This window comes from Lentilactobacillus kefiri (assembly GCF_009739535.1).
Taxonomy (GTDB): domain Bacteria; phylum Bacillota; class Bacilli; order Lactobacillales; family Lactobacillaceae; genus Lentilactobacillus; species Lentilactobacillus kefiri.
This window is the reverse complement of record NZ_CP029971.1, coordinates 143347-162477: the sequence shown is the minus strand read 5'-3', so window position 1 is coordinate 162477 and position 19131 is coordinate 143347. Positions and strand designations below refer to the sequence as shown.

Here is a 19131-nt window from a genome sequence, read left to right as displayed (position 1 = left end):
GAGGTATTTCGATGACAGTTGAAAAATACAAACGAATCTTTGGAATTGTAATGGACTCGGTCGGTACTGGGGAAGCACCGGACGCAGCCAAGTTTGACGATGTTGGCTCAGATACTCTGGGACATGTTGGCGAGGCTTATAAAGGAAAATTAAACATTCCAAATCTGCAGAAATTAGGCATTTCCAACTTGCGCCAAACACCGATCGAGGGTGTCGACAAGGTTGACGCTCCGATTGGCTACTATGGCAAAATGCAGGAAACTTCAGCCGGCAAAGACAGTATGGATGGCCACTGGGAAATGATGGGGCTGCCGGTTCAAAAACCGCTGAATACATTTCCAAACGGATTTCCTGAAGATATTCTCAAAAAGCTTGAAGAATTTTCGGGACGTAAAATCATTGGTAATCGTCCTGAATCCGGCACCAAGATTATTGCTGAATTAGGTGAACAACAAATGAAGACCGGCGACCTGATCGTCTATACTTCAGGTGACTCGGTTCTCCAAATCGCTGCTCATGAAGATGTGATTCCACTCAAGGAATTGTATAAGATTTGTGAGTATGCCAGAACTTTGGTTAATGGCCCGGAATACACCGTTGGTCGGATTATTGCCCGCCCTTACGTTGGCCCGGATAAAGATCACTTTACTCGAACTGCCAACCGGCATGATTTTACTTTGGAACCAACTGGTCTGACTGACTTGGATTACCTGCAGAAAGCCGGCGTTCATACCGTGGGTATTGGCAAGATTAATGATATTTTCTCCGGCCATGGGATCGACAAAGGCTACCATAACGAAAGTAATATGGATGGCATGGATCACGTTGATCATGTGATGGCAGAAGACTTCACCGGATTTTGCTTTACCAATCTGGTCGACTTCGATGCAATGTATGGTCACCGTCGAAATCCAATTGGCTTCGGTGAGGCCTTGATGGACTTCGACAAACGACTGGGCACGGTTTTAAAGAACCTTAAGGATGACGACTTATTGTTGATCACTGCCGACCATGGAAATGATCCCGGCTTTAAGGGAACCGACCACACCAGAGAAATGGTCCCAATTCTGGCTTACTCACCATCGATGAAGACGGGTGACAGCCTGGGGGTCCGCAAGACTTTTGCTGATTTTGGAGCAACGGTCCTTGATAACTTTGACGTTAAAGGAAATGGAGTCGGCACAAGCTTTCTGGCCGATCTGAAATAAACGGAGGCAATCATATGAGTACACACATTGGCGCAAAACCTGGTGAAATTGCTGACACTGTTTTAATGCCTGGTGACCCACTAAGAGCAAAATTTATTGCGGAAACCTATTTGGATAATCCGGTTCGTTATAGCGAAGTCCGTAACATGTTTGGCTACACCGGAACCTATAAAGGCAAACGACTTTCGGTTCAAGGGTCAGGAATGGGAATCCCATCGTTGGCAATTTACACCACGGAACTGATCAAAGAATATGGGGTAAAAACCATCTATCGAGTTGGTTCATGTGGTGGCATGAGCCCGGATGTTAAAATTCGGGATGTTATTCTCGGCCAGTCAGGAACAACCGATTCGTCCATCATTCAAAACACTTTTGGCCCTGGCATCTATTATTCACCAATTGCAGATTTTGGATTGCTGGATTCGGCTTACCACACCGCTGAAAAGATGGGGATTAATACAAAAGTCGGCAACATCTTTGCCGCTGACCGATTCTACAATGACGAGCTGGACATTCACAAACTGATTGATTACGGTGTGTTGGCAACCGAAATGGAAACTTCCGGACTTTACCTGCTGGCAGCCAAGTATCACGTTCGAGCATTGACAATTCTCACCGTGAGCGATCATTTATTAACTGGTGAGGCCCTCTCAGCCAAAGAGCGTGAAACGTCGTTTGATGAAATGGCAAGATTGTCATTGGAAACAGCTATTAACAATATGAAATAAAAGAGTAATTGGAGCGATCACATGGATGAAATCAAGGACGTCACAAAACTCAAGCAAAGCTTGCGGGTGGCCGAAGCCTATTTTCAAGATAATTTAAGTCAAATCGAAATTGCCAAAAAGCTCGGGGTCTCCCGGCCGACGGTATCGCGTCTCCTTCAATACGCAAAAGATAACGGTTTGGTAAAAATTCAGATTGTTAATCCATTGGTCGATTCTCAAGTTTTGTCACAGCAGCTTGGTGATAAGTATGGGGTTGAATTCCACGTTGTGCCGAATAATTACGGTGGGGCAACCACCATTTTAAATGGGGTTGGCCGTTATACAGCCGATTTTCTGGCAGCAACCGTTCAGCCCGGGGATATTATCGGAATCGGCTGGGGAGCAACCATCCATTCAGTCACCAAACAATTGGAAGAACAGGATGTTTCCGGCGTGCAGGTGGTTCAGCTTAAGGGAAGCATGAGCCACTCCCAGGAGAAGACCTGGGCGTATGAAAGTGTGAACGAGTTGGCGCTGGCCTATCGGACACATCCGGAATACTTGCCACTCCCAGTCATTTTTGATAATAAAGTCACGAAGGATATGGTCGAGAGTGATCGACACATCAAGCATATTCTTGACCTTGGCCGCCAAGCCAACGTTGCGTTGTTCACGGTGGGAACCGTGAGATCAAAGGCCTTGATTTTCCAACTGGGCTACTTTAATGAACAAGAGAAAGCTGAAATTCAGCAGTTGGCAATTGGCGATATCTTTTCGCGGTTTGTTGACGCCGAGGGCAAAATTGTTTCAAAAGAGATTGATGATCGAACGATTGGTATTGAGTTGGACGAACTTAAGAAAAAGAAACATGCAATTTTGGTGGCAACCGGAAACCGGAAAGTGGCTGCAGTTCACGCTGCATTGACAGCCCACTACACCAACTGTGCGATTTTGGATCAAAGTCTGGCGCAACTTTTACTTGATTATTAACAACAAAGCTCAATCCAACACCTTTTATTGATGAAGGATTGAGCTTTTCTAAATAAATATTTGAAAACATTTTTACAAAAGCGATTAAAGGGGGACTCAAAATGAGAATGGTCGATGTGATTCATGCTAAACGAGCAGGCAATCAATTAACAGATGAGCAGATTCAATTTTTCGTTGACGGCGTTGTTTCCGGAGAAATCCCTGATTACCAAATCAGTGCGTTATTGATGGCAATCTTTTTTCAAGGGATGACAAGTGAGGAACAGGCGAAGTTAACCATGGCCATGATGAAGTCCGGTGACCATCTGGACTTGAGCGACATTCCCGGTGTTAAGGTTGATAAACATTCAACTGGTGGGGTAGGTGATAAAACCAGTATTCCTTTGGCAGCCGTCGTTGCCGCACTGGGAATTCCGGTACCGATGATTTCCGGCCGTGGCTTAGGTCATACTGGTGGGACACTGGACAAGTTGGAAGCAATTCCAGGCTATCAAGTTGAAATTAGTGAAAAAGACTTTATCGATCAGGTGAAAAAAGATCAATTGGCAATCATTGGTGCAACGGGGAATATTGCGCCTGCCGATAAGAAAATCTATGCCCTCAGAGATGTGACCGATACAGTTGATTCGATTCCGCTAATCGCCAGTTCCATCATGAGTAAGAAGATTGCTTCAGGAGCTGATGCACTCGTGATTGATGTGAAAACGGGTGCCGGTGCATTTATGAAGACCCTTGACGAGTCACGGGCTTTAGCCAAAGCGCTGGTAGGAATCGGCAAAGGCGTCGGCATGCAGTGCATGGCAATGATTACCGACATGAATCAGCCTTTGGGTGACGCCATTGGCAACTCACTTGAAATTCAAGAATCAATTGATTTGCTGAAAGGTAACGGTCCGGCAGATCTTGAAAAATTGATTGTTGATATTGGCGGCTATATGGCTGTTATGGGCGGAAAAGCTCAGTCAACCGAAGAAGGCCAAAAGTTGTGTGAAGATGTCATTCATAATGGCCAGGCATTGGATCGCTTTAGAGCAATGATTGCGGATCAGGGTGGTGATCCCACGGTTGTCGACGATCCTGAAAAGGTTCTTCCACAAGCCAAATACCGGATTGAATTGCCTGCCAAATCAGCCGGAGTTGTTTCAAAGATTGTTGCTGACGAAGTTGGGGTTGCCAGCATGCTGTTAGGCGGCGGCCGACAAAAAGCGGATGATCAATTAGATTACTCAGTCGGCATTATGCTTCATAAAAAGATTGGTGACGAAGTGAAGTTGGGCGAGTCGTTGTTAACCATTTACAGCAACCGTGACAATGTTGACGACATTAAGAAACTTCTATATAACAATATTGAAATTTCCGACCATGCTGAAAAGCCAACTTTGATTTATGAAACAATTGAATAGATTTTAATTGAGAAGAAAGCTGTCGGTCAATGTTTGCCGACAGCTTTTTTGGGGTTCTTTTAAACGAATCAATTGGCCTGTTCAGCGTTCCAACCATACCTAGTTTTATTAAATGAGCTCTCTTGACTCACATGTTGATAATGAGTAGAATCCAACTAAGCAACAGGTAGTATCAATATTTAGTTTGATATTCGAACTAAATTAGGTTATCATGTTGTGTGTTCCGAAAAGAACATGGGTAAGTGTGATTTTTAGAAATTTGTTCTAGGCTAATAGTTTGATAGTCGAACTAATTTCAATCATGATTTACCACCCTGTAAGTGAAAGGAAGAAATCAATGAGTGTATTAGATGCATCTGAAATTATGGATTTGATCCCCAACCGGTATCCAATTTTGTTTATGGATAAGGTTGATGAATTAAATCCTGGTGAGTCAATTGTTGTTACAAAGAACGTCACAATTAACGAGGAGTTTTTCCAAGGCCATTTCCCTGGAAATCCTGTTATGCCCGGTGTTTTGATTATTGAATCTTTGGCTCAGGCAGCTTCAATCTTGATTTTGAAAACTGAAAAGTACAAGGGAAAGACCGCGTATCTTGGTGCGATTGATAATGCCAAGTTCAGGAAGGTCGTTCGTCCCGGGGATGTCTTAAAGCTCCACGTCACAATGGAAAAGCAACGTGAGAACATGGGAAAAGTTAAATGTGAAGCCAAGGTTGACGAAAAGGTTGCCTGCTCGGCTGAATTAACATTTATCGTTCCTGATCCAAAGAAGAAGATTTAATTATTATTCTAGGAGAGCTAAAAATGAATTCGCAAAGTAATGAAATTAAAAAAGACTATGACTTTATCAACGAGTCGCTGATCAACGTTTATGACAGTATCATGCGGATTGAAGAGAGTGAAATTCGTCGAAGCCGTTTTAAGGACATTACTGCGAAGGAAGTTCACCTAGTTCATACCATTGGCCTGCATGACCGGAAAACAACCTCACAGGTTGCCCACATTCTGAAATTAAGCAAAGGGACGTTAACCGCCAATTTGAATACTTTGGAACGTAAGGGATATGTGATGCGGATTGCCAATCAGGAAGACCATCGGATTATTAATTTGGGGCTGACCAGTAAGGGACGTCTGTTATACCGTGCCCATGACGCCTTTCATAAATTGCTGGTTCAACGCTTCCTCAAAGGTTTTGATAATGACGAAATTCATTTGATTAAACAGGCGATGGTTAACTTGGAAGAATTTATTGACGAGGTATCGGCAAAATGAAGTTTGAAGATTTCAAAATAATCAGCACCGCCAGTTCGGTTCCGGATCGGGTAGTTGATAACGATGAACTTTCAACGATGATGGATACCTCAGATGAGTGGATTACCCAACGGACCGGAATCAAGCAGCGCCATGTGGCCGTTGATGAAACAACCAGTTCATTGGCCACAAAGGTTGCTGAAGAGCTGCTTGAAAAAAGCGGCTTAAAGCCCACCGACATTGATTTGATTGTCGTGGCCACGATGTCTCCCGACTATTTAACCCCTTCAGTGGGTGCAATTGTTCAGGGAAATATCGGTGCGACCAACGCGATTGGGTTTGACATTGATGCCGCCTGTTCAGGATTTGTGTACGCATTAAAAGTTGCCAGACAAATGCTGATGGCCGATCACAACATGCATGCAATTGTGATTGGGGCTGAAACGTTAAGTAAGCTGGTTGACTGGCATGACCGTTCAACTGCTGTGCTGTTTGGCGATGGCGCCGCGGGAATGTTGATTTCAAATGAGCAGGAACCCGGAACGTTTATTTCCGAAGACCTGACTACGCTTGGCAATCTGGGTAAGTATCTGACTGCCGGTCAAGTGGGTGTCAAGTCACCGTTTGCTGCTGATGATACGCAGTATTCGCCATTCTTCAAAATGAATGGTCATCGGGTTTATGGGTTTGCCGTCAAGAATGTCCCGGCATCTATCAACCGGGCATTGGCAAAAGCAAAAATGTCTGTCGACGATATCGATCATTTTGTTTTGCATCAGGCCAATGAACGGATTATTGAAAAGATTGCCGAAACTTTGGGCGCACCAATGACAAAGTTTCCACTTAACATTAACGAATACGGCAATACTTCTGCAGCCAGTGAACCGATTTTGTTTGCCGAGTTGGTTGAGAAGCAAATCATCAAAAGGGGGGATGTTGTTGCCCTATCCGGATTTGGTGGCGGATTAACTGTTGGAACAATGATTATTAAGTACTAAAAATAAAACTGGAAACATAAAAATTTGGAGGAAATTAAAATGACTAAAGAAGAAGTATTCAACAAGGTAAAAGATATTATCGTGGACCAATTAGATGTAGATGCAGACAAGGTTAAAGAAGACACTAACTTTAAAAACGATCTTGATTTGGACAGCTTGGACATTTTTGAAGTTGTTGACAAGATTGAAGACACTTACGATATTGAAATTGACACCGACGAAGGTATGGAGACTGTTGGAGAATTAGTTGATTACGTATTGAAACAACAAAGCAAGTAAAGTGGGGTGAGAGATTGAAACTAGGATATTTATTTAGCGGTCAGGGCAAGCAGTTTGCCGGCATGGGGCACGACCTCTACCAGCAGGAGCCAATTTACCGTCAAACAATTGAAGAAGCGTCTCAGATACTTGGGCAAGACATGAGTGATTCGAATATTTTTGATGATCCCGCAAATACTCAAGTTTCAATTGTCACCCTGAGTACAGGAATTTATCGGATTCTTGAACATGATTTGGGTAAGCCGGTTGGCGGCACCGGATTGAGCTTGGGTGAATATAGCGGCATTATTGCGGCTAACGGCTTGAGCTTTGAGGATGGTCTGCCGTTGGTCCGTGATCGAAACCATTACATGGACCTGGCCGGTCAGCATCATCCAGGTAAAATGGCCGCCGTGTTGAAAGCCACTAAAAACGTGGTGGATGAAGCATGTAAAGTCGGTTCCAAACAGGGACCGGTATACGCAGCCAATTACAACACGGACACACAAACGGTTGTCGGTGGATCCGAAGCAGGCTTGAAAGCTGCTACGGAATATCTGCATGAACATGGGATTAAACGGGTTGTTCCGCTGAAAATGACGGTTGCTTCTCATACCCCATTTATGCAGGAAGCCAGCGACCTGTTGAAAGAACGACTGGAAAATGTGTCATTTCAGGAAACCGACTTTCCGATTTTCAGCAACACGATCGTTAAGCCGTTTACCCGTCTTAACGTCAAGCGGACTTTGGTTGCTCAGCTGGTTAATCCAACTCATTTCAACCAATGTTTGAAAGAGTTGTTGAACCTAAACGCCGATGTCTTGATTGAAATCGGCCCTGGTGACACGCTGATGAAGTTTGCCAAAACGATTCTCTGCAATGCCGATAAATTTCATGTCGATAGTGTTGAGACCCTGAATCAAGTTCGATCAAATAAAAAGTTGGTGAAATAATGACTGAAACAAACAAAGTCGCATTTATTACCGGTGCTGCCAAAGGAATTGGCTTGTCAATCGCTAAACGGCTTGCTGACGACGGAATGACCGTTGTCATTAATGCCCATCATGAATTAAGTGATGAACAAACCAAGGCTTTGACGGATGCTGGTTATGATTTCGACGTTTTAGTTGGCGACGTTGCCGATGAGGCCAATGCCGAACAGATGGTTAATGCCGTTGTTGAAAAACATGGTCAAATTGATGTGTTGGTCAACAATGCAGGAATTACCAAAGATAAGCTGTTGAGCCGAATGAAGACAGCCGACTTTAAAGCGGTATTGGATACCAATTTGGTTGGTGCGTTTAACATGACCAAATTTACGATGAAATTTATGCAAAAGGCTCGTCAGGGCGCAATTGTAAATATTTCAAGCATTTCAGGCCTTCATGGAAATCTCGGCCAAGCCAATTACTCATCAAGTAAAGCCGGCTTGGTTGGCTTAACAAAGACTGCTGCCAGAGAAGGGGCATTGCGTGGAATCCGTTCCAACGCGGTCGCTCCCGGCATGGTCAAAACTGACATGACAGAAAAAATGAGTGAACGCCGTCAAAACGAATTTACGGATCAGATTCCGTTGAAACGATTTGCAGAACCGGACGAAATTGCCGATGCTGTGGCATTTCTGGTTCATAACCAATACATTACCGGTCAAGTAATTACGGTTGACGGCGGATTGACAATCTAGATTGTTGAAGGAGTAATTTAATGAGCAGAGTAGTTATTACAGGAATGGGAGCCGTTACTCCAATCGGCAACGATGTTGACAGCTTTCTTAAAAATTTATTTGCGTCAAAGGTGGGCATTGCCCCAATCACTAAATTTGATGCAGAACCCACTGGCATTACCGTTGCCGGTGAAGTTAAAGACTTTGATCCCCTAAAGCGGGTTGAAAAGAAGTTTGCCAAACGAAACGACCTCTTTTGTACATACGCTTTGTATACTGCAAAAGAAGCCATGGAGATGGCAGGATTAGCCGATGGTGGCGTTGATCCCGAAGAACTTGGTGTCATTTATGGATCTGGAATTGGTGGTTTGACGACCATTGAACAACAGGTTATTAAAATGCATGACAAGAGTCCAAAACGGGTGTCACCACTGTTTGTGCCGGATTCAATCATTAACATGGCTGCGGGAAATATCTCAATTGCCTTTAATGCAAAGAATACCAGTCAGGCAATCGTTACTGCTTGTTCATCAGGAACAAATGCGATTGGAAATGCCTTTGAATATATCAAACAGGGCAAGGCGCAAGTCATGATTGCCGGTGGTACAGAAGCCTCGGTTAACGAAATTGGCATTGCCGGTTTCACTGCTTTGACTGCTTTGTCAAAAGCAACCGATCCTAAGAAAGCTTCAATTCCATTTGATAAAGATCGAAATGGCTTTGTCATGGGTGAAGGTTCAGGAACTTTGGTTCTTGAAGATTATGACCATGCAAAAGCCCGTGGTGCCAAGATCCTGGCTGAAATTGTCGGCTATGGAACCACCAGTGACGCTTATCATATGACCGCTCCGGATCCTGAAGGCAAGGGTGCCAAGCGCGCTATGCAACAGGCAGTTAAAGAAGCCGGCATTGACGAAAGCCAAGTGGACTACATTAACGCCCACGGAACCAGCACCCATGCCAACGACAGTGCCGAAGCCAAGGCCATTAGTGAAGTGTTTGCCAATAACGATCACGTCAAGGTCAGCAGCACTAAAGGAATGACTGGACACGCATTAGGAGCTGCAGGAGCCATTGAGGCCGTTGCAACAATTGGTGCTATTCAGCATAACCAGATGCCGGTCAACGTTGGTGTGGTTAACCAGGACGAAGAATGTGATGTTGATTTGGTTAACCAAAGCAATAAAAAAGCTGAGGTCAACTACGCTATCAGCAACTCCTTTGGTTTTGGAGGCCATAACGCTGTGATTGCATTTAAAGGGTGTGATTAGGTCATGGACGAAAAAGAAATTGAACGTTTATTAGATAAATTTGATCGCTCGTCACTTAAAAATTTTGAGTTGGCACAAGACGATTTTAAATTAAAATTCAGCAAACGTGATGATGAACATGTTGTCGTAGAAGATTCCGCGGCAGCTGGTTCTGTCAACGCTGATAGTTCAGGCCATGGACAAAGCGTTGAAACTAAGGCAGCTCCACAATCTGAACCGGCAGTTGATCAAAACGCTGCTGAAATCAAAGCACCACTGGTCGGTGTTGTTTACTTCGCGCCAAGCCCTGATAAGCCGGCTTTCAAGAAGCAGGGTGATCACGTTGAAAAAGGCGACGTGGTCTGTGTGATTGAAGCGATGAAGATGATCAACGAAGTCAAAAGTGACGTCACCGGAACGATTTCCAACATTCTGGTTGAAGACGGCAGCATGGTGGAATATGATCAACCAATTTTCCAAGTAACGAAGGGGTAATCAGATGAAACCAGAAGTTCAAGATGTGATACCACAGCGATACCCATTTCAAATGATTGATCGATTTATTGATGTTAAGCCCGGCGAAAGTGCTTCGGCGGTTAAGCTGATTTCAATCAATGAATGGTTCTTCGATAATAAAAAAGCGGGGAATTTGGTTGTTCCACGGCCGATTATGATCGAATCAATGGCGCAAACCGGTGTGGCGGCGATTCTTTCAATGCCTGAATATAAGGGCAAGAACGCCTTTTTTGGCGGTATTAAGAATGCGGTCTTTCAAGACGATTTCCGACCTGGCGACAAATTGGTATTTGAAGTTGAGTTGAAGAAGTTAAAACACAATATTGGCCTTGGTCATGGCACCATTACCCGTGACGGCCAACAAATTTGTGAAGCAGATCTAATTTTTGCAGTTGAGTAATAGAGGTGAGCGGATGTTTAAAAAAGTGTTAGTGGCTAATCGTGGTGAAATTGCTGTCCAGATTATTCGGGCCCTTCATGATATGGGAATTACTGCAGTCGCAGTCTATTCGAGTGCCGACAAAGACAGCTTGTTCGTTCATTTAGCCGATGAGGCGATTTGTATCGGCGGTCCGCAGCCCAGTGAGTCTTATTTGAACATGACCCAGATCATTAGTGCAGCGAATTTGACGGGCTGCGAAGCCATTCATCCAGGATACGGGTTCTTATCGGAAAACGCCGAGTTTGCGGAGCTTTGCGAAACCTGCCACATTACCTTTATTGGGCCAAGTCATCAGTTGATTTCATTGATGGGTGACAAGGCAAATGCTCGTGAAGCAATGAAAAAGGCTGGTGTGCCGGTTATTCCCGGAAGCGAAGGAGTTGTCAATACGGTCGCTCAAGCCGAAAAGGTTGCCGAAAAAATCGGCTTTCCGGTTTTACTGAAGTCTGCTGCCGGTGGTGGCGGTAAAGGGATCCGCGAGGTCGACCGACCTGAAGACCTTCGTTCAGCATTTGAGCAGACTCAGCAGGAAGCCCGGATTTCCTACGACGATCAAGATATTTACGTTGAAAAGTTGATTCGTGATGCCAAACACGTTGAGATGCAGGTGATTGCTGATAATTTCGGTCACGTTGTTTATTTACCGGAACGTGATTGTTCGCTTCAGAGAAATCATCAAAAGGTGATTGAAGAAAGTCCCTGCGTGTTGATTAGTCCGGAAGAACGAAAACAACTTGGAAAAATTGTCGCCAATGCAACCCTGAAGCTTGGGTATACCAACACGGGGACGTATGAATTTTTGATGGATCATGACCATCACTTTTATTTCATGGAAATGAATACCCGGCTTCAGGTGGAACATACGATTACTGAAGAAGTGACCGGAATTGAATTGGTTAAGGGACAACTCGCAGTTGCTGCGGGTGAACAATTACCATTTACTCAAGCGGATGCTGCCGTTAAGGGACATGCCTTGGAGTGTCGGTTAAACGCCGAAGATCCTGCTCACAACTTTGCCCCTCAACCTGGTCAAATTAATCATTTATTCTTCCCGGCAGGTTCGCTGGGCGTTCGGATTGACTCCGGCGTTACTTCGGGAAGCTTTATCTCGCCATTTTATGATTCAATGATTGCCAAAATCATTGTTCATTTGAATGACCGTGACACGGTTATCGCAAAGATGAACCGAATCTTAGGGGAACTGGAAATTGAAGGAATCCTGACCAATCAAGATTTCTTGGATTATTTAATTAACACGGATAAATTCCACCAGGGAACTTATTCAACCAGTTATATTCAAAATGAAGTGTTGAGTGACAAGGAGGGATTCCATGTTACGGAGTCGGTTTAATATGCCTAGTCATGAAGAACTGGTTAAGCGGATGGACGCCATTCCCGATCATGTATTGCGGGAATGTCCGATTTGTCACTCAACCTTTTTTTCATTGAGAGCAGGCAGCAGTAAAACTTGTCCCAATTGTGGCTATGGTTTTCGGATTACAGCCAAACGGCGGGCAAAGATTACCTTTGACTCGTTCAAAGAAATTGATGCCCAAATGACCGTGCCTAAGCAATATACCGATGAAAAGTACGTTGCCAAAGTAAAGAAAGCGAAAAAGGTCACCGGCATTAATGAAAGTGTCCTGACTGGAATTGGCACGTTGGGCCAACAACAAGTTGGTGTTGGGATCATGGATCCGTTCTTCGTAATGGGCAGCCTTGGAAGTGCAACCGGTGAAAAAATTACCAGGTTGTTTGAAGAAGCGACTCGTAAAAAGCTGCCAGTTGTGATGTTTACGGCCTCCGGTGGTGCTCGCATGCAGGAAGGGATTCATTCCCTGATGCAGATGGCGAAAGTTTCCGGAGCCGTTGAAGAACATAGTCGTGCCGGTTTGTTTTACGTTGTGGTTCTTTGCGATCCAACGACCGGTGGGGTAACTGCCAGTTTTGCCATGCAGGGGGATGTGATCTTGGCTGAACCTCACGCATTGGTTGGATTTGCCGGTCGCCGAGTGATTGAACAGACGATTATGCAAAAGCCACCCAAGGACTTTCAAAGTGCGGAAACGGTCATGAAGCATGGCTTTATTGATGCAATTGTTCCGCGCAAGGAAATGAACCAGACTTTGACACGGCTGATTTCCCTCCACACAAAGGAGAATGTCTATGGCAAATAAAACAGCATATGAGCGGGTTAAAGCTGCCAGAAGACCGGACAAGATTACGACTGCCCAACTGATTCACGGTTTAACCAGTGAGTTCTTTGAGCAGCACGGTGATCGGTTGGAAGCTGATGATCAGGCAATTATTGGCGGTATCGGGTTGTTAAACGACAAGCCAATTACGGTTGTCGGCATTCAAAAGGGGACCGATACAGATGAAAATATTGCCCGCCACTTTGGCAGCCCAACGCCTGAAGGTTATCGAAAAGCGTTACGCTTGATGAAGCAGGCAGAAAAATTTCACCGGCCAATATTAGCGTTGGTTAATACGCCAGGGGCTTGGCCAGATGTTGAATCCGAGTATCACGGTCAGGGTTCGGCGGTTGCCCAAAATATTATTCAGGGGATGCAATTACGGGTTCCCTACGTTACCATTATTGTTGGTGAAGGCGGCAGCGGTGGTGCTTTGGCATTATCATGCGGCGACCGGGTCTTCATGTTTGAAGACAGTATTTATTCGGTCCTTTCGCCTGAAGGATACGCCAGCATCATGTGGAAAGATTCCTCAAAAGTTCAGGAAGCTGCTGAAGAACTTAAATTAACTCCCGAAGCATTATTGAAAGATGGCATTATTGATAAAATTATTCATGAGTACAAGCCGGGAGACGATTTGAGTTCATTGCGGGACTTCCTTGACCAGGAATTTTCAACACTGGCCAAATTACCAATTGACGAACTGGTTGAACGCAGGAACCAACGTTATCGGAATTTTTAGTTGAAGAAAAGATTTGGAGGCTCAAATATGAGTGGCTTTTTAGATGGAAAGACAATCGTCATCATGGGGGTTGCAAACAGACGGAGTATTGCATGGGGATGTACCCAAGCAATCTTGGATCAAGGTGCCAAAGTCATTTTGACTTATCAAAATGACCGGATTAAAAAGAGTTTGGAACGCTTTGTTCCGGATGATTTGGATCTTGTTGAATGTGATGTTTCAGACGATGCAAACGTGAAAACCGCGTTTGAACAAATTGGTACCAAGTACGGCAAAATTGACGGGGTTATCCACGCAATTGCCTATGCCGACAAAGAAACCCTGACTTCTGGTTTGGTTCATACAACCAAAGACGGCTACGATTTGGCTCAAAACATCAGTGCTTATTCACTGATTGCTGTTGCCCGTTATGCCCAACCTGTTTTGAACGATCCGGCCAGCATTTTAACGTTGACCTACTTTGGTTCAACTCGGGCAATCCCTAATTACAATATGATGGGCGTTGCTAAAGCAGCCTTGGAAGCCAACGTTCGTTACTTGGCCTCAGACTTGGGCAGCGATGGTATCCGGGTCAACGCAATTTCTGCAGGGGCCGTTAAGACGCTTGCAGTAACCGGAATTAAGCATCATGGTGAATTGCTGAAGGAATCCGAATCACGGACAGTTGACCAAAAGAGTGTGACAACTGCTGAGATTGGAAACGTTGCGGCATTCTTGATGAGTGACCTGTCAACCGGGATGACTGGTGACGTGGTATACGTCGATAAAGGTGTGCATCTGATCTAAGGGAAATCGAAGTGGGGGATGGACAATGGTAAATCATCAAGCTCAAATTTTAAGTGCACTGTTAAATGCAGGCGGTCGATTTGTGTCGGGAAACGAACTGGCCAAAAAGTTAGCCATTAGCCGACCGGCCGTTTATAAAAATATTCAAAAGCTGGAACAGTGCGGTCATTTGATTACGACTAAGAAGGGCTTGGGGTATGCTTATGAAAAGTCCCAATCTTTTGACGTTGCGGTGATTAATCATTATCGAACCACGACAATTCCCGTGGCCATCCATACTTTTAAAAGTATTTCCTCAACCAATGATTATGCAAAACAGTTTAGCAGCAGTCACGATTTTGACGGTCCTCAGGTATTTGTCGCCGATACTCAAACCAAAGGCCACGGCCGGTTGGGCAGACATTTCTACTCACCCGTCGATGGTGGCATTTACCTGAGCATTCTTATCCCGCTGCAGAATCGCAAAACAATTCATTCGGGCTTAATCACTACTGGGACAGCGGTCAGTGTCGTTCGTGCTTTGAAGCAGTTCTTCCCCAACGATAATTTTCGGGTTAAATGGGTGAACGATATCTTGGTTCATAACAAGAAATGCGGTGGCATTTTAACTGAGACAATTTCCAGTTTGGAAGACGGTCTGCACGAAAATGTGATTGTCGGGATTGGCTTGAACATTGATTCAGCCGATTTTCCAACGAAGATTGCCCATAAAGCTGGTGCAATTGTGAACCGCACGTCGATTGATAAGAATCGGATTGCGGCTGGGATTATCGACCAGTTCTTCTATATGTATCAAACCTATGCAAGTGGTCAGTTTCTTCCAGAGTACGCGAAATTATCCGAGACGCTGGGAAAAAAGATTCAAGTCGTAATGGGCAATCAAACCATTACCGGGTTGGCTGATCACTTTACATCTGACGGGGCCTTGGTCATTAAACTGGCAACCGGTGAGATGAAGACAGTTTCAAGTGGAGAAGTGACAAAAGTTTATCTCCCTGGTAATTCTTATCAGGGTTAATTTATGATGGATTGGCGGTTAATTGAGGCGTAAAACCTGGTTAACCGCTTTTTTTTGAAAGGTGAGTGGCAATGAAGATCAAGGAGTTGGTTCAAACGTCCCTAATTGTGGCGGTCATCATCGTTTTGGGAATAATTCCGCCAATTCCCCTTGGCGTGATTCCCGTTCCAATCGTGATGCAGAATTTGGGGATTATGCTGGCTGGAATTGTTTTGGGATCTCGCAAAGGAACCATTGCGGTTGGTGGATTCTTATTATTGGCATTTCTGGGTTTCCCGGTCCTTAGTGGCGGTCAAGCAGGCCCAGCAGTCTTTATTGGGCCCACAGCAGGCTATTTGCTGGGTTGGCTAATAACTCCTCTCATGATTAGTTATAGCCTGTCACGGCCATTTATGAGCCACTCATGGGGACAGCTGATTGGCATTTGGGTGCCGGGAGTATTGATTGTAAACGTCATTGGAGAGGTCTGGCTGTGGATGGTGACGCCAATTTCGTTAGTCGGCGCACTTGGCTCGGGGCTTTTATTTATCCCTGGTGACACGATCAAAGCCGTCGCGGTGTATTTGGTCGCTGTTCGAATGAAGATGCTCAATCGCGTTGTTTCCCAGGATTAACGGGTAGATATAAAAAGTCGGCCAAGGACACGAAAAAGGCTGGAGCAAAGTTTTGACTTTGCTCCAGCCTTTTTTAAGATCATACATACTTTTTAATGGAACAACAGATTCAATCCCATTACCATTACAATTCCGACAACTGAAATGATCGATTCCAGAACGGTCCATGTCTGTAATGTTTGTTTAACAGTCAAATCAAAATATTCTCTGAACATCCAGAAGCCGGCATCGTTAACATGAGATGCGGCAAGTGAACCGGCTCCAATAGCCAGAACCATTAGTGCCGGGTCAACTCCGGCTTGTGACATCAGTGGGGCAACAATTCCTGCGGCAGTTAATGACGAAACAGTTGCGGAACCCAAAGCGATTCGGAGAACAACGGCAACCAACCAGCCTAAGATTAATGGTGAGATTGGTGAACCAATAAACAGTTGAGCAACGGCTTTACCAACACCACCGTCAATCAGGACCTGCTTGAAGGCACCACCACCACCAATAACCAAGAGCAGCATGGCAATTGATTTAACGGCATTTTCAAGTGATTCCATAATTTGAGCAGTGCTTCGTTTACGACCCCAGCCCATTGTATACATTGCAAAGAACAATGAGATTAACATTGCGATACTTGGTGAACCGATGAATTCCACAATTGAATCAATCGTGGTTGGGTTCTTAGGTTCAACCCCACCGTTAACAGTCATCTTATAGATGGTTGAAATCGCCAGTAAGATAACTGGGAAGAGGGCGGTTAATACTGAAAGGCCAAAGGATGGTGATTCTTCTGGTGTAAATTGTTTAACTTCACCAATTGAAGAAAGGTTACCTTTACGTTCGAAGGCAGCTGGTGCATACTTTTTAGCCATCTTTGAGAACAGTGGTCCGGCAATATAAGCGGCAATAATTGCAATGACAAAACCGAACAAGAGAACTTTACCATCGTTGGCACCCAATACTTGCGCAATGGCAACTGGTGCTGGATGGGGTGGCAGGAATCCGTGGGTAACTGACAAGGCAGCGGCCATTGGAATTCCCAAATAAAGAATTGGCACACCGGCTTCAACGGCGATTGCAAATACGATTGGAACAAGTAAAACCATTCCAACTTCGAAGAACAATGCAATTCCTAAAATAAATGAAGCAAGCATAACGGCGATCTGGAGACGCTGTTTACCAAATCGTTTGATAAGCGTTTCGGCGATCATATAAGCACCACCGGAATCGGAAACCAGTCGCCCTAACATGGCACCAAAGCCAAAGACCATGGATAATTCCCCAAGTTGACTTCCAATACCATTTGAAACAGAATCAGCGATCGTGCCTAAAGGCATTTGCAGCATGACCGCAGTAACAACAGCAGTTAATACCAATGAAACGAAGGTATTAATTTTGAATTTGATAATCAGAACCAGTAAGAAGATGATTCCGATTAACAAAGCAAGCAGCTTTAATATCATAGTTTTCCCCTTTCGTAATGCAAAAACGTAACGTTAATCAGATTTTTTGGCGTCTTCATCATCGTGCTCATGACGGCGTTGATACTCGGCAATATTCTTATATTCTGGCTGTAATGAACGGCTCAAACGAATATAAATTGGAATGAGTTCCCGGTATGACTGGAAGTTCTTTGGATTTGGATGGTGGACAACCGTGGTTCCGACAAAATTGGAAACGTCGGAAAGACTGTCAATTAAACCTAAGCTGTACATGCCAAGAGTGGCTGCACCAAGGGCGGTACTTTCGAAACTCTCAGGGATGGCAACATCCTGTTCGAAAATATCGGTCAGCATTTGACGCCAAAGAGCAGAACGGGCAAACCCACCGTTTGCTTGAATGCTGGTAGGGCGGCCGACAACTTCTTCAAGGGCTAATGCAACGGTGTACAGGTTGTAAACAATTCCTTCCAAAACGGCACGAATCATATCCGCACGGGTATGGGTCCGGTTCAATCCGAAGAATGAGCCACGCGCGTTGGCATCCCAAATTGGTGCCCGTTCGCCGCCTAAGAATGGGAAGAACAGCAAGCCATTTGATCCAGCAGGAACTTTGGCAGCAATTTCTGTCAATAAGTCATATGGATCAATATGCATTTGTTCAGCGGTTACTTTTTCAGGTGCGCAAAGTTGATCACGGACCCAACGGAAGACAACGCCACCGTTGTTAACAGGTCCACCAATCACCCACATGTTTTTAGCAAGGTAATAACAGAATACCCGGGCTTTTGGATCGGTATGAGGCTTGTCGGTGACAACCCGAACAGCACCTGAAGTTCCAATTGTAACGGCGACAACACCGGGTTTGATGGCATTGACACCAAGGTTGGCAAGGGGACCGTCTGATGCACCAATGATAAATGGGGTATTAATATCGATTCCCAAAACTTTGGCGTATTCTTCATGCATTCCCTTTAACTGGTAGGTTGTATCTACCAACTCAGGTAATTGGTCACGGGTAACGCCGGCGATCTTCAATGCCTGGTCATCCCAGTCCATATTGTAGATGTTGAACATGCCGGTTGCGTTGGCGATTGAATAGTCTTCCTTTAAGACACCAAATAATTTATAAAGGATGTATTCCTTAATTCCAACAAACCAACGAGCCTTTTTGAACAAGTCCGGTTTATCGTTTCTCAGCCAAATTAATTTGGTAAGAGGTGTCATTGGGTGAATCGGTGTTCCGGTATGTTTGTAAATTTCCATGCCTTCAGGACTTGCTTTCAGCTTGTCGGCATAGTTGACGGCCCGGTTGTCGCCCCAAGTAATTGCTCGGGTGAGTGGCTTATGGTCGTCATCCAAAAGAATCAAACTGTGCATGGCACATGAAAATGCAATTCCTTTGAGCTCACCTTTTTTCATATTGGCCTTCCGAACCAGTTCAGTAATGCCGTCAAACATTGCTGAAAAGATTTCTTCGGGGTCTTCCTCGGCCATATCAGGGGTGTCCTGGTATAGTGGATATCCATTGTTGGAGTATCCATGAACCTTACCCTTAACATCGTAGAGCACGGTTTTAACACTGGTTGTTCCAATATCAACACCTAGCGTATAATCCATGTAAATAACTTCCCTTCTGTATTAGTTAAGCAACGGC

Annotated in this window: 21 protein-coding genes; 19 read left to right on the top strand and 2 right to left on the bottom strand. The window is 44.7% G+C overall.

Features of this window, described 5'->3' with window-relative positions; all coding sequences use genetic code 11:
* Window positions 1-11: 11 nt before the first annotated feature.
* From DNL43_RS00815 to DNL43_RS00725, 19 genes are all read left to right on the top strand, one after another.
* Window positions 12-1208 (top strand): phosphopentomutase, encoded by a 1197-nt coding sequence (locus DNL43_RS00815; RefSeq protein WP_054769014.1) that lies wholly within the window; start codon window positions 12-14, stop codon window positions 1206-1208.
* Window positions 1209-1222: 14 nt separating this feature from the next.
* Window positions 1223-1936: a purine-nucleoside phosphorylase gene (gene deoD, locus DNL43_RS00810; protein ID WP_095344806.1), complete on the top strand. Its 714-nt coding sequence runs from the start codon at window positions 1223-1225 to the stop codon at window positions 1934-1936.
* Between the two features lie 21 nt (window positions 1937-1957).
* Entirely contained in the window at window positions 1958-2905 is a 948-nt protein-coding gene (locus tag DNL43_RS00805; protein ID WP_054769013.1) for a sugar-binding transcriptional regulator, read from the top strand.
* Window positions 2906-3006: 101 nt separating this feature from the next.
* Window positions 3007-4308, top strand: a complete 1302-nt coding sequence (locus tag DNL43_RS00800; RefSeq protein WP_054769012.1) for a pyrimidine-nucleoside phosphorylase — start codon at window positions 3007-3009, stop codon at window positions 4306-4308.
* 337 nt (window positions 4309-4645) lie between these two features.
* A complete protein-coding gene (fabZ, locus tag DNL43_RS00795) occupies window positions 4646-5092 on the top strand; it encodes a 3-hydroxyacyl-ACP dehydratase FabZ (protein WP_054769011.1) in 447 nt (148 codons plus the stop codon).
* A 23-nt stretch (window positions 5093-5115) separates the two neighbouring features.
* A complete protein-coding gene (locus DNL43_RS00790) occupies window positions 5116-5583 on the top strand; it encodes a MarR family winged helix-turn-helix transcriptional regulator (protein ID WP_054769010.1) in 468 nt (155 codons plus the stop codon).
* A complete protein-coding gene (locus DNL43_RS00785; protein ID WP_056983205.1) occupies window positions 5580-6560 on the top strand; it encodes a beta-ketoacyl-ACP synthase III in 981 nt (326 codons plus the stop codon). Before DNL43_RS00790 ends, DNL43_RS00785 begins: the two co-directional genes overlap by 4 nt.
* A 39-nt stretch (window positions 6561-6599) precedes the next feature.
* Window positions 6600-6839, top strand: a complete 240-nt coding sequence (locus tag DNL43_RS00780; RefSeq protein ID WP_054769009.1) for an acyl carrier protein — start codon at window positions 6600-6602, stop codon at window positions 6837-6839.
* Window positions 6840-6853: 14 nt separating this feature from the next.
* Window positions 6854-7771 carry an ACP S-malonyltransferase gene (locus DNL43_RS00775; protein ID WP_056983203.1) on the top strand — a complete coding sequence of 306 codons (918 nt, stop codon included), beginning with the start codon at window positions 6854-6856 and terminating at the stop codon, window positions 7769-7771.
* The gene (fabG, locus tag DNL43_RS00770) at window positions 7771-8502 is read left to right on the top strand and encodes a 3-oxoacyl-[acyl-carrier-protein] reductase (protein WP_056983202.1); all 732 of its coding nucleotides are present in this window, start codon (window positions 7771-7773) and stop codon (window positions 8500-8502) included. The genes DNL43_RS00775 and fabG overlap by 1 nt, the downstream gene beginning before the upstream one ends.
* Window positions 8503-8522: 20 nt before the next feature.
* Window positions 8523-9752: a beta-ketoacyl-ACP synthase II gene (gene fabF, locus DNL43_RS00765; RefSeq protein ID WP_156644963.1), complete on the top strand. Its 1230-nt coding sequence runs from the start codon at window positions 8523-8525 to the stop codon at window positions 9750-9752.
* A 3-nt stretch (window positions 9753-9755) separates the two neighbouring features.
* Window positions 9756-10226 carry an acetyl-CoA carboxylase biotin carboxyl carrier protein gene (gene accB / locus DNL43_RS00760; protein WP_054769008.1) on the top strand — a complete coding sequence of 157 codons (471 nt, stop codon included), beginning with the start codon at window positions 9756-9758 and terminating at the stop codon, window positions 10224-10226.
* A gap of 4 nt (window positions 10227-10230) precedes the next feature.
* Window positions 10231-10647, top strand: a complete 417-nt coding sequence (locus DNL43_RS00755) for a 3-hydroxyacyl-ACP dehydratase FabZ family protein (protein ID WP_056983198.1) — start codon at window positions 10231-10233, stop codon at window positions 10645-10647.
* Between the two features lie 13 nt (window positions 10648-10660).
* A complete protein-coding gene (gene accC, locus DNL43_RS00750; protein WP_056983196.1) occupies window positions 10661-12040 on the top strand; it encodes an acetyl-CoA carboxylase biotin carboxylase subunit in 1380 nt (459 codons plus the stop codon).
* Window positions 12021-12866 (top strand): acetyl-CoA carboxylase carboxyltransferase subunit beta, encoded by an 846-nt coding sequence (locus tag DNL43_RS00745; protein ID WP_056983194.1) that lies wholly within the window; start codon window positions 12021-12023, stop codon window positions 12864-12866. Before accC ends, DNL43_RS00745 begins: the two co-directional genes overlap by 20 nt.
* A complete protein-coding gene (gene accA, locus DNL43_RS00740; RefSeq protein WP_056983192.1) occupies window positions 12856-13626 on the top strand; it encodes a carboxyltransferase subunit alpha in 771 nt (256 codons plus the stop codon). The genes DNL43_RS00745 and accA overlap by 11 nt, the downstream gene beginning before the upstream one ends.
* A 27-nt stretch (window positions 13627-13653) precedes the next feature.
* Entirely contained in the window at window positions 13654-14412 is a 759-nt protein-coding gene (gene fabI / locus DNL43_RS00735) for an enoyl-ACP reductase FabI (protein ID WP_054769007.1), read from the top strand.
* Between the two features lie 25 nt (window positions 14413-14437).
* Window positions 14438-15430 carry a biotin--[acetyl-CoA-carboxylase] ligase gene (locus DNL43_RS00730; protein ID WP_056983190.1) on the top strand — a complete coding sequence of 331 codons (993 nt, stop codon included), beginning with the start codon at window positions 14438-14440 and terminating at the stop codon, window positions 15428-15430.
* 71 nt (window positions 15431-15501) lie between these two features.
* Entirely contained in the window at window positions 15502-16044 is a 543-nt protein-coding gene (locus DNL43_RS00725; RefSeq protein WP_054769006.1) for a biotin transporter BioY, read from the top strand.
* 92 nt (window positions 16045-16136) lie between these two features.
* Here the strand turns inward: DNL43_RS00725 and DNL43_RS00720 are convergent, their stop codons facing one another.
* A complete protein-coding gene (locus DNL43_RS00720; protein ID WP_056983188.1) occupies window positions 16137-17498 on the bottom strand; it encodes a gluconate:H+ symporter in 1362 nt (453 codons plus the stop codon).
* Window positions 17499-17531: 33 nt separating this feature from the next.
* Complete coding sequence (gene gntK / locus DNL43_RS00715) at window positions 17532-19094, bottom strand: gluconokinase (protein WP_056983187.1); 1563 nt, start codon at window positions 19092-19094, stop codon at window positions 17532-17534.
* Between the last annotated feature and the right edge of the window lie 37 nt (window positions 19095-19131).

Coding starts and splice junctions, on each gene's coding strand:
- DNL43_RS00815 (WP_054769014.1), top strand. CDS start 12: ATGACAGTTGAAAAATACAAACGAATCTTTGGAATTGTAATGGACTCG.
- deoD (WP_095344806.1), top strand. CDS start 1,223: ATGAGTACACACATTGGCGCAAAACCTGGTGAAATTGCTGACACTGTT.
- DNL43_RS00805 (WP_054769013.1), top strand. CDS start 1,958: ATGGATGAAATCAAGGACGTCACAAAACTCAAGCAAAGCTTGCGGGTG.
- DNL43_RS00800 (WP_054769012.1), top strand. CDS start 3,007: ATGAGAATGGTCGATGTGATTCATGCTAAACGAGCAGGCAATCAATTA.
- fabZ (WP_054769011.1), top strand. CDS start 4,646: ATGAGTGTATTAGATGCATCTGAAATTATGGATTTGATCCCCAACCGG.
- DNL43_RS00790 (WP_054769010.1), top strand. CDS start 5,116: ATGAATTCGCAAAGTAATGAAATTAAAAAAGACTATGACTTTATCAAC.
- DNL43_RS00785 (WP_056983205.1), top strand. CDS start 5,580: ATGAAGTTTGAAGATTTCAAAATAATCAGCACCGCCAGTTCGGTTCCG.
- DNL43_RS00780 (WP_054769009.1), top strand. CDS start 6,600: ATGACTAAAGAAGAAGTATTCAACAAGGTAAAAGATATTATCGTGGAC.
- fabG (WP_056983202.1), top strand. CDS start 7,771: ATGACTGAAACAAACAAAGTCGCATTTATTACCGGTGCTGCCAAAGGA.
- fabF (WP_156644963.1), top strand. CDS start 8,523: ATGAGCAGAGTAGTTATTACAGGAATGGGAGCCGTTACTCCAATCGGC.
- accB (WP_054769008.1), top strand. CDS start 9,756: ATGGACGAAAAAGAAATTGAACGTTTATTAGATAAATTTGATCGCTCG.
- DNL43_RS00755 (WP_056983198.1), top strand. CDS start 10,231: ATGAAACCAGAAGTTCAAGATGTGATACCACAGCGATACCCATTTCAA.
- accC (WP_056983196.1), top strand. CDS start 10,661: ATGTTTAAAAAAGTGTTAGTGGCTAATCGTGGTGAAATTGCTGTCCAG.
- DNL43_RS00745 (WP_056983194.1), top strand. CDS start 12,021: ATGTTACGGAGTCGGTTTAATATGCCTAGTCATGAAGAACTGGTTAAG.
- accA (WP_056983192.1), top strand. CDS start 12,856: ATGGCAAATAAAACAGCATATGAGCGGGTTAAAGCTGCCAGAAGACCG.
- fabI (WP_054769007.1), top strand. CDS start 13,654: ATGAGTGGCTTTTTAGATGGAAAGACAATCGTCATCATGGGGGTTGCA.
- DNL43_RS00730 (WP_056983190.1), top strand. CDS start 14,438: ATGGTAAATCATCAAGCTCAAATTTTAAGTGCACTGTTAAATGCAGGC.
- DNL43_RS00725 (WP_054769006.1), top strand. CDS start 15,502: ATGAAGATCAAGGAGTTGGTTCAAACGTCCCTAATTGTGGCGGTCATC.
- DNL43_RS00720 (WP_056983188.1), bottom strand. CDS start 17,498: ATGATATTAAAGCTGCTTGCTTTGTTAATCGGAATCATCTTCTTACTG.
- gntK (WP_056983187.1), bottom strand. CDS start 19,094: ATGGATTATACGCTAGGTGTTGATATTGGAACAACCAGTGTTAAAACC.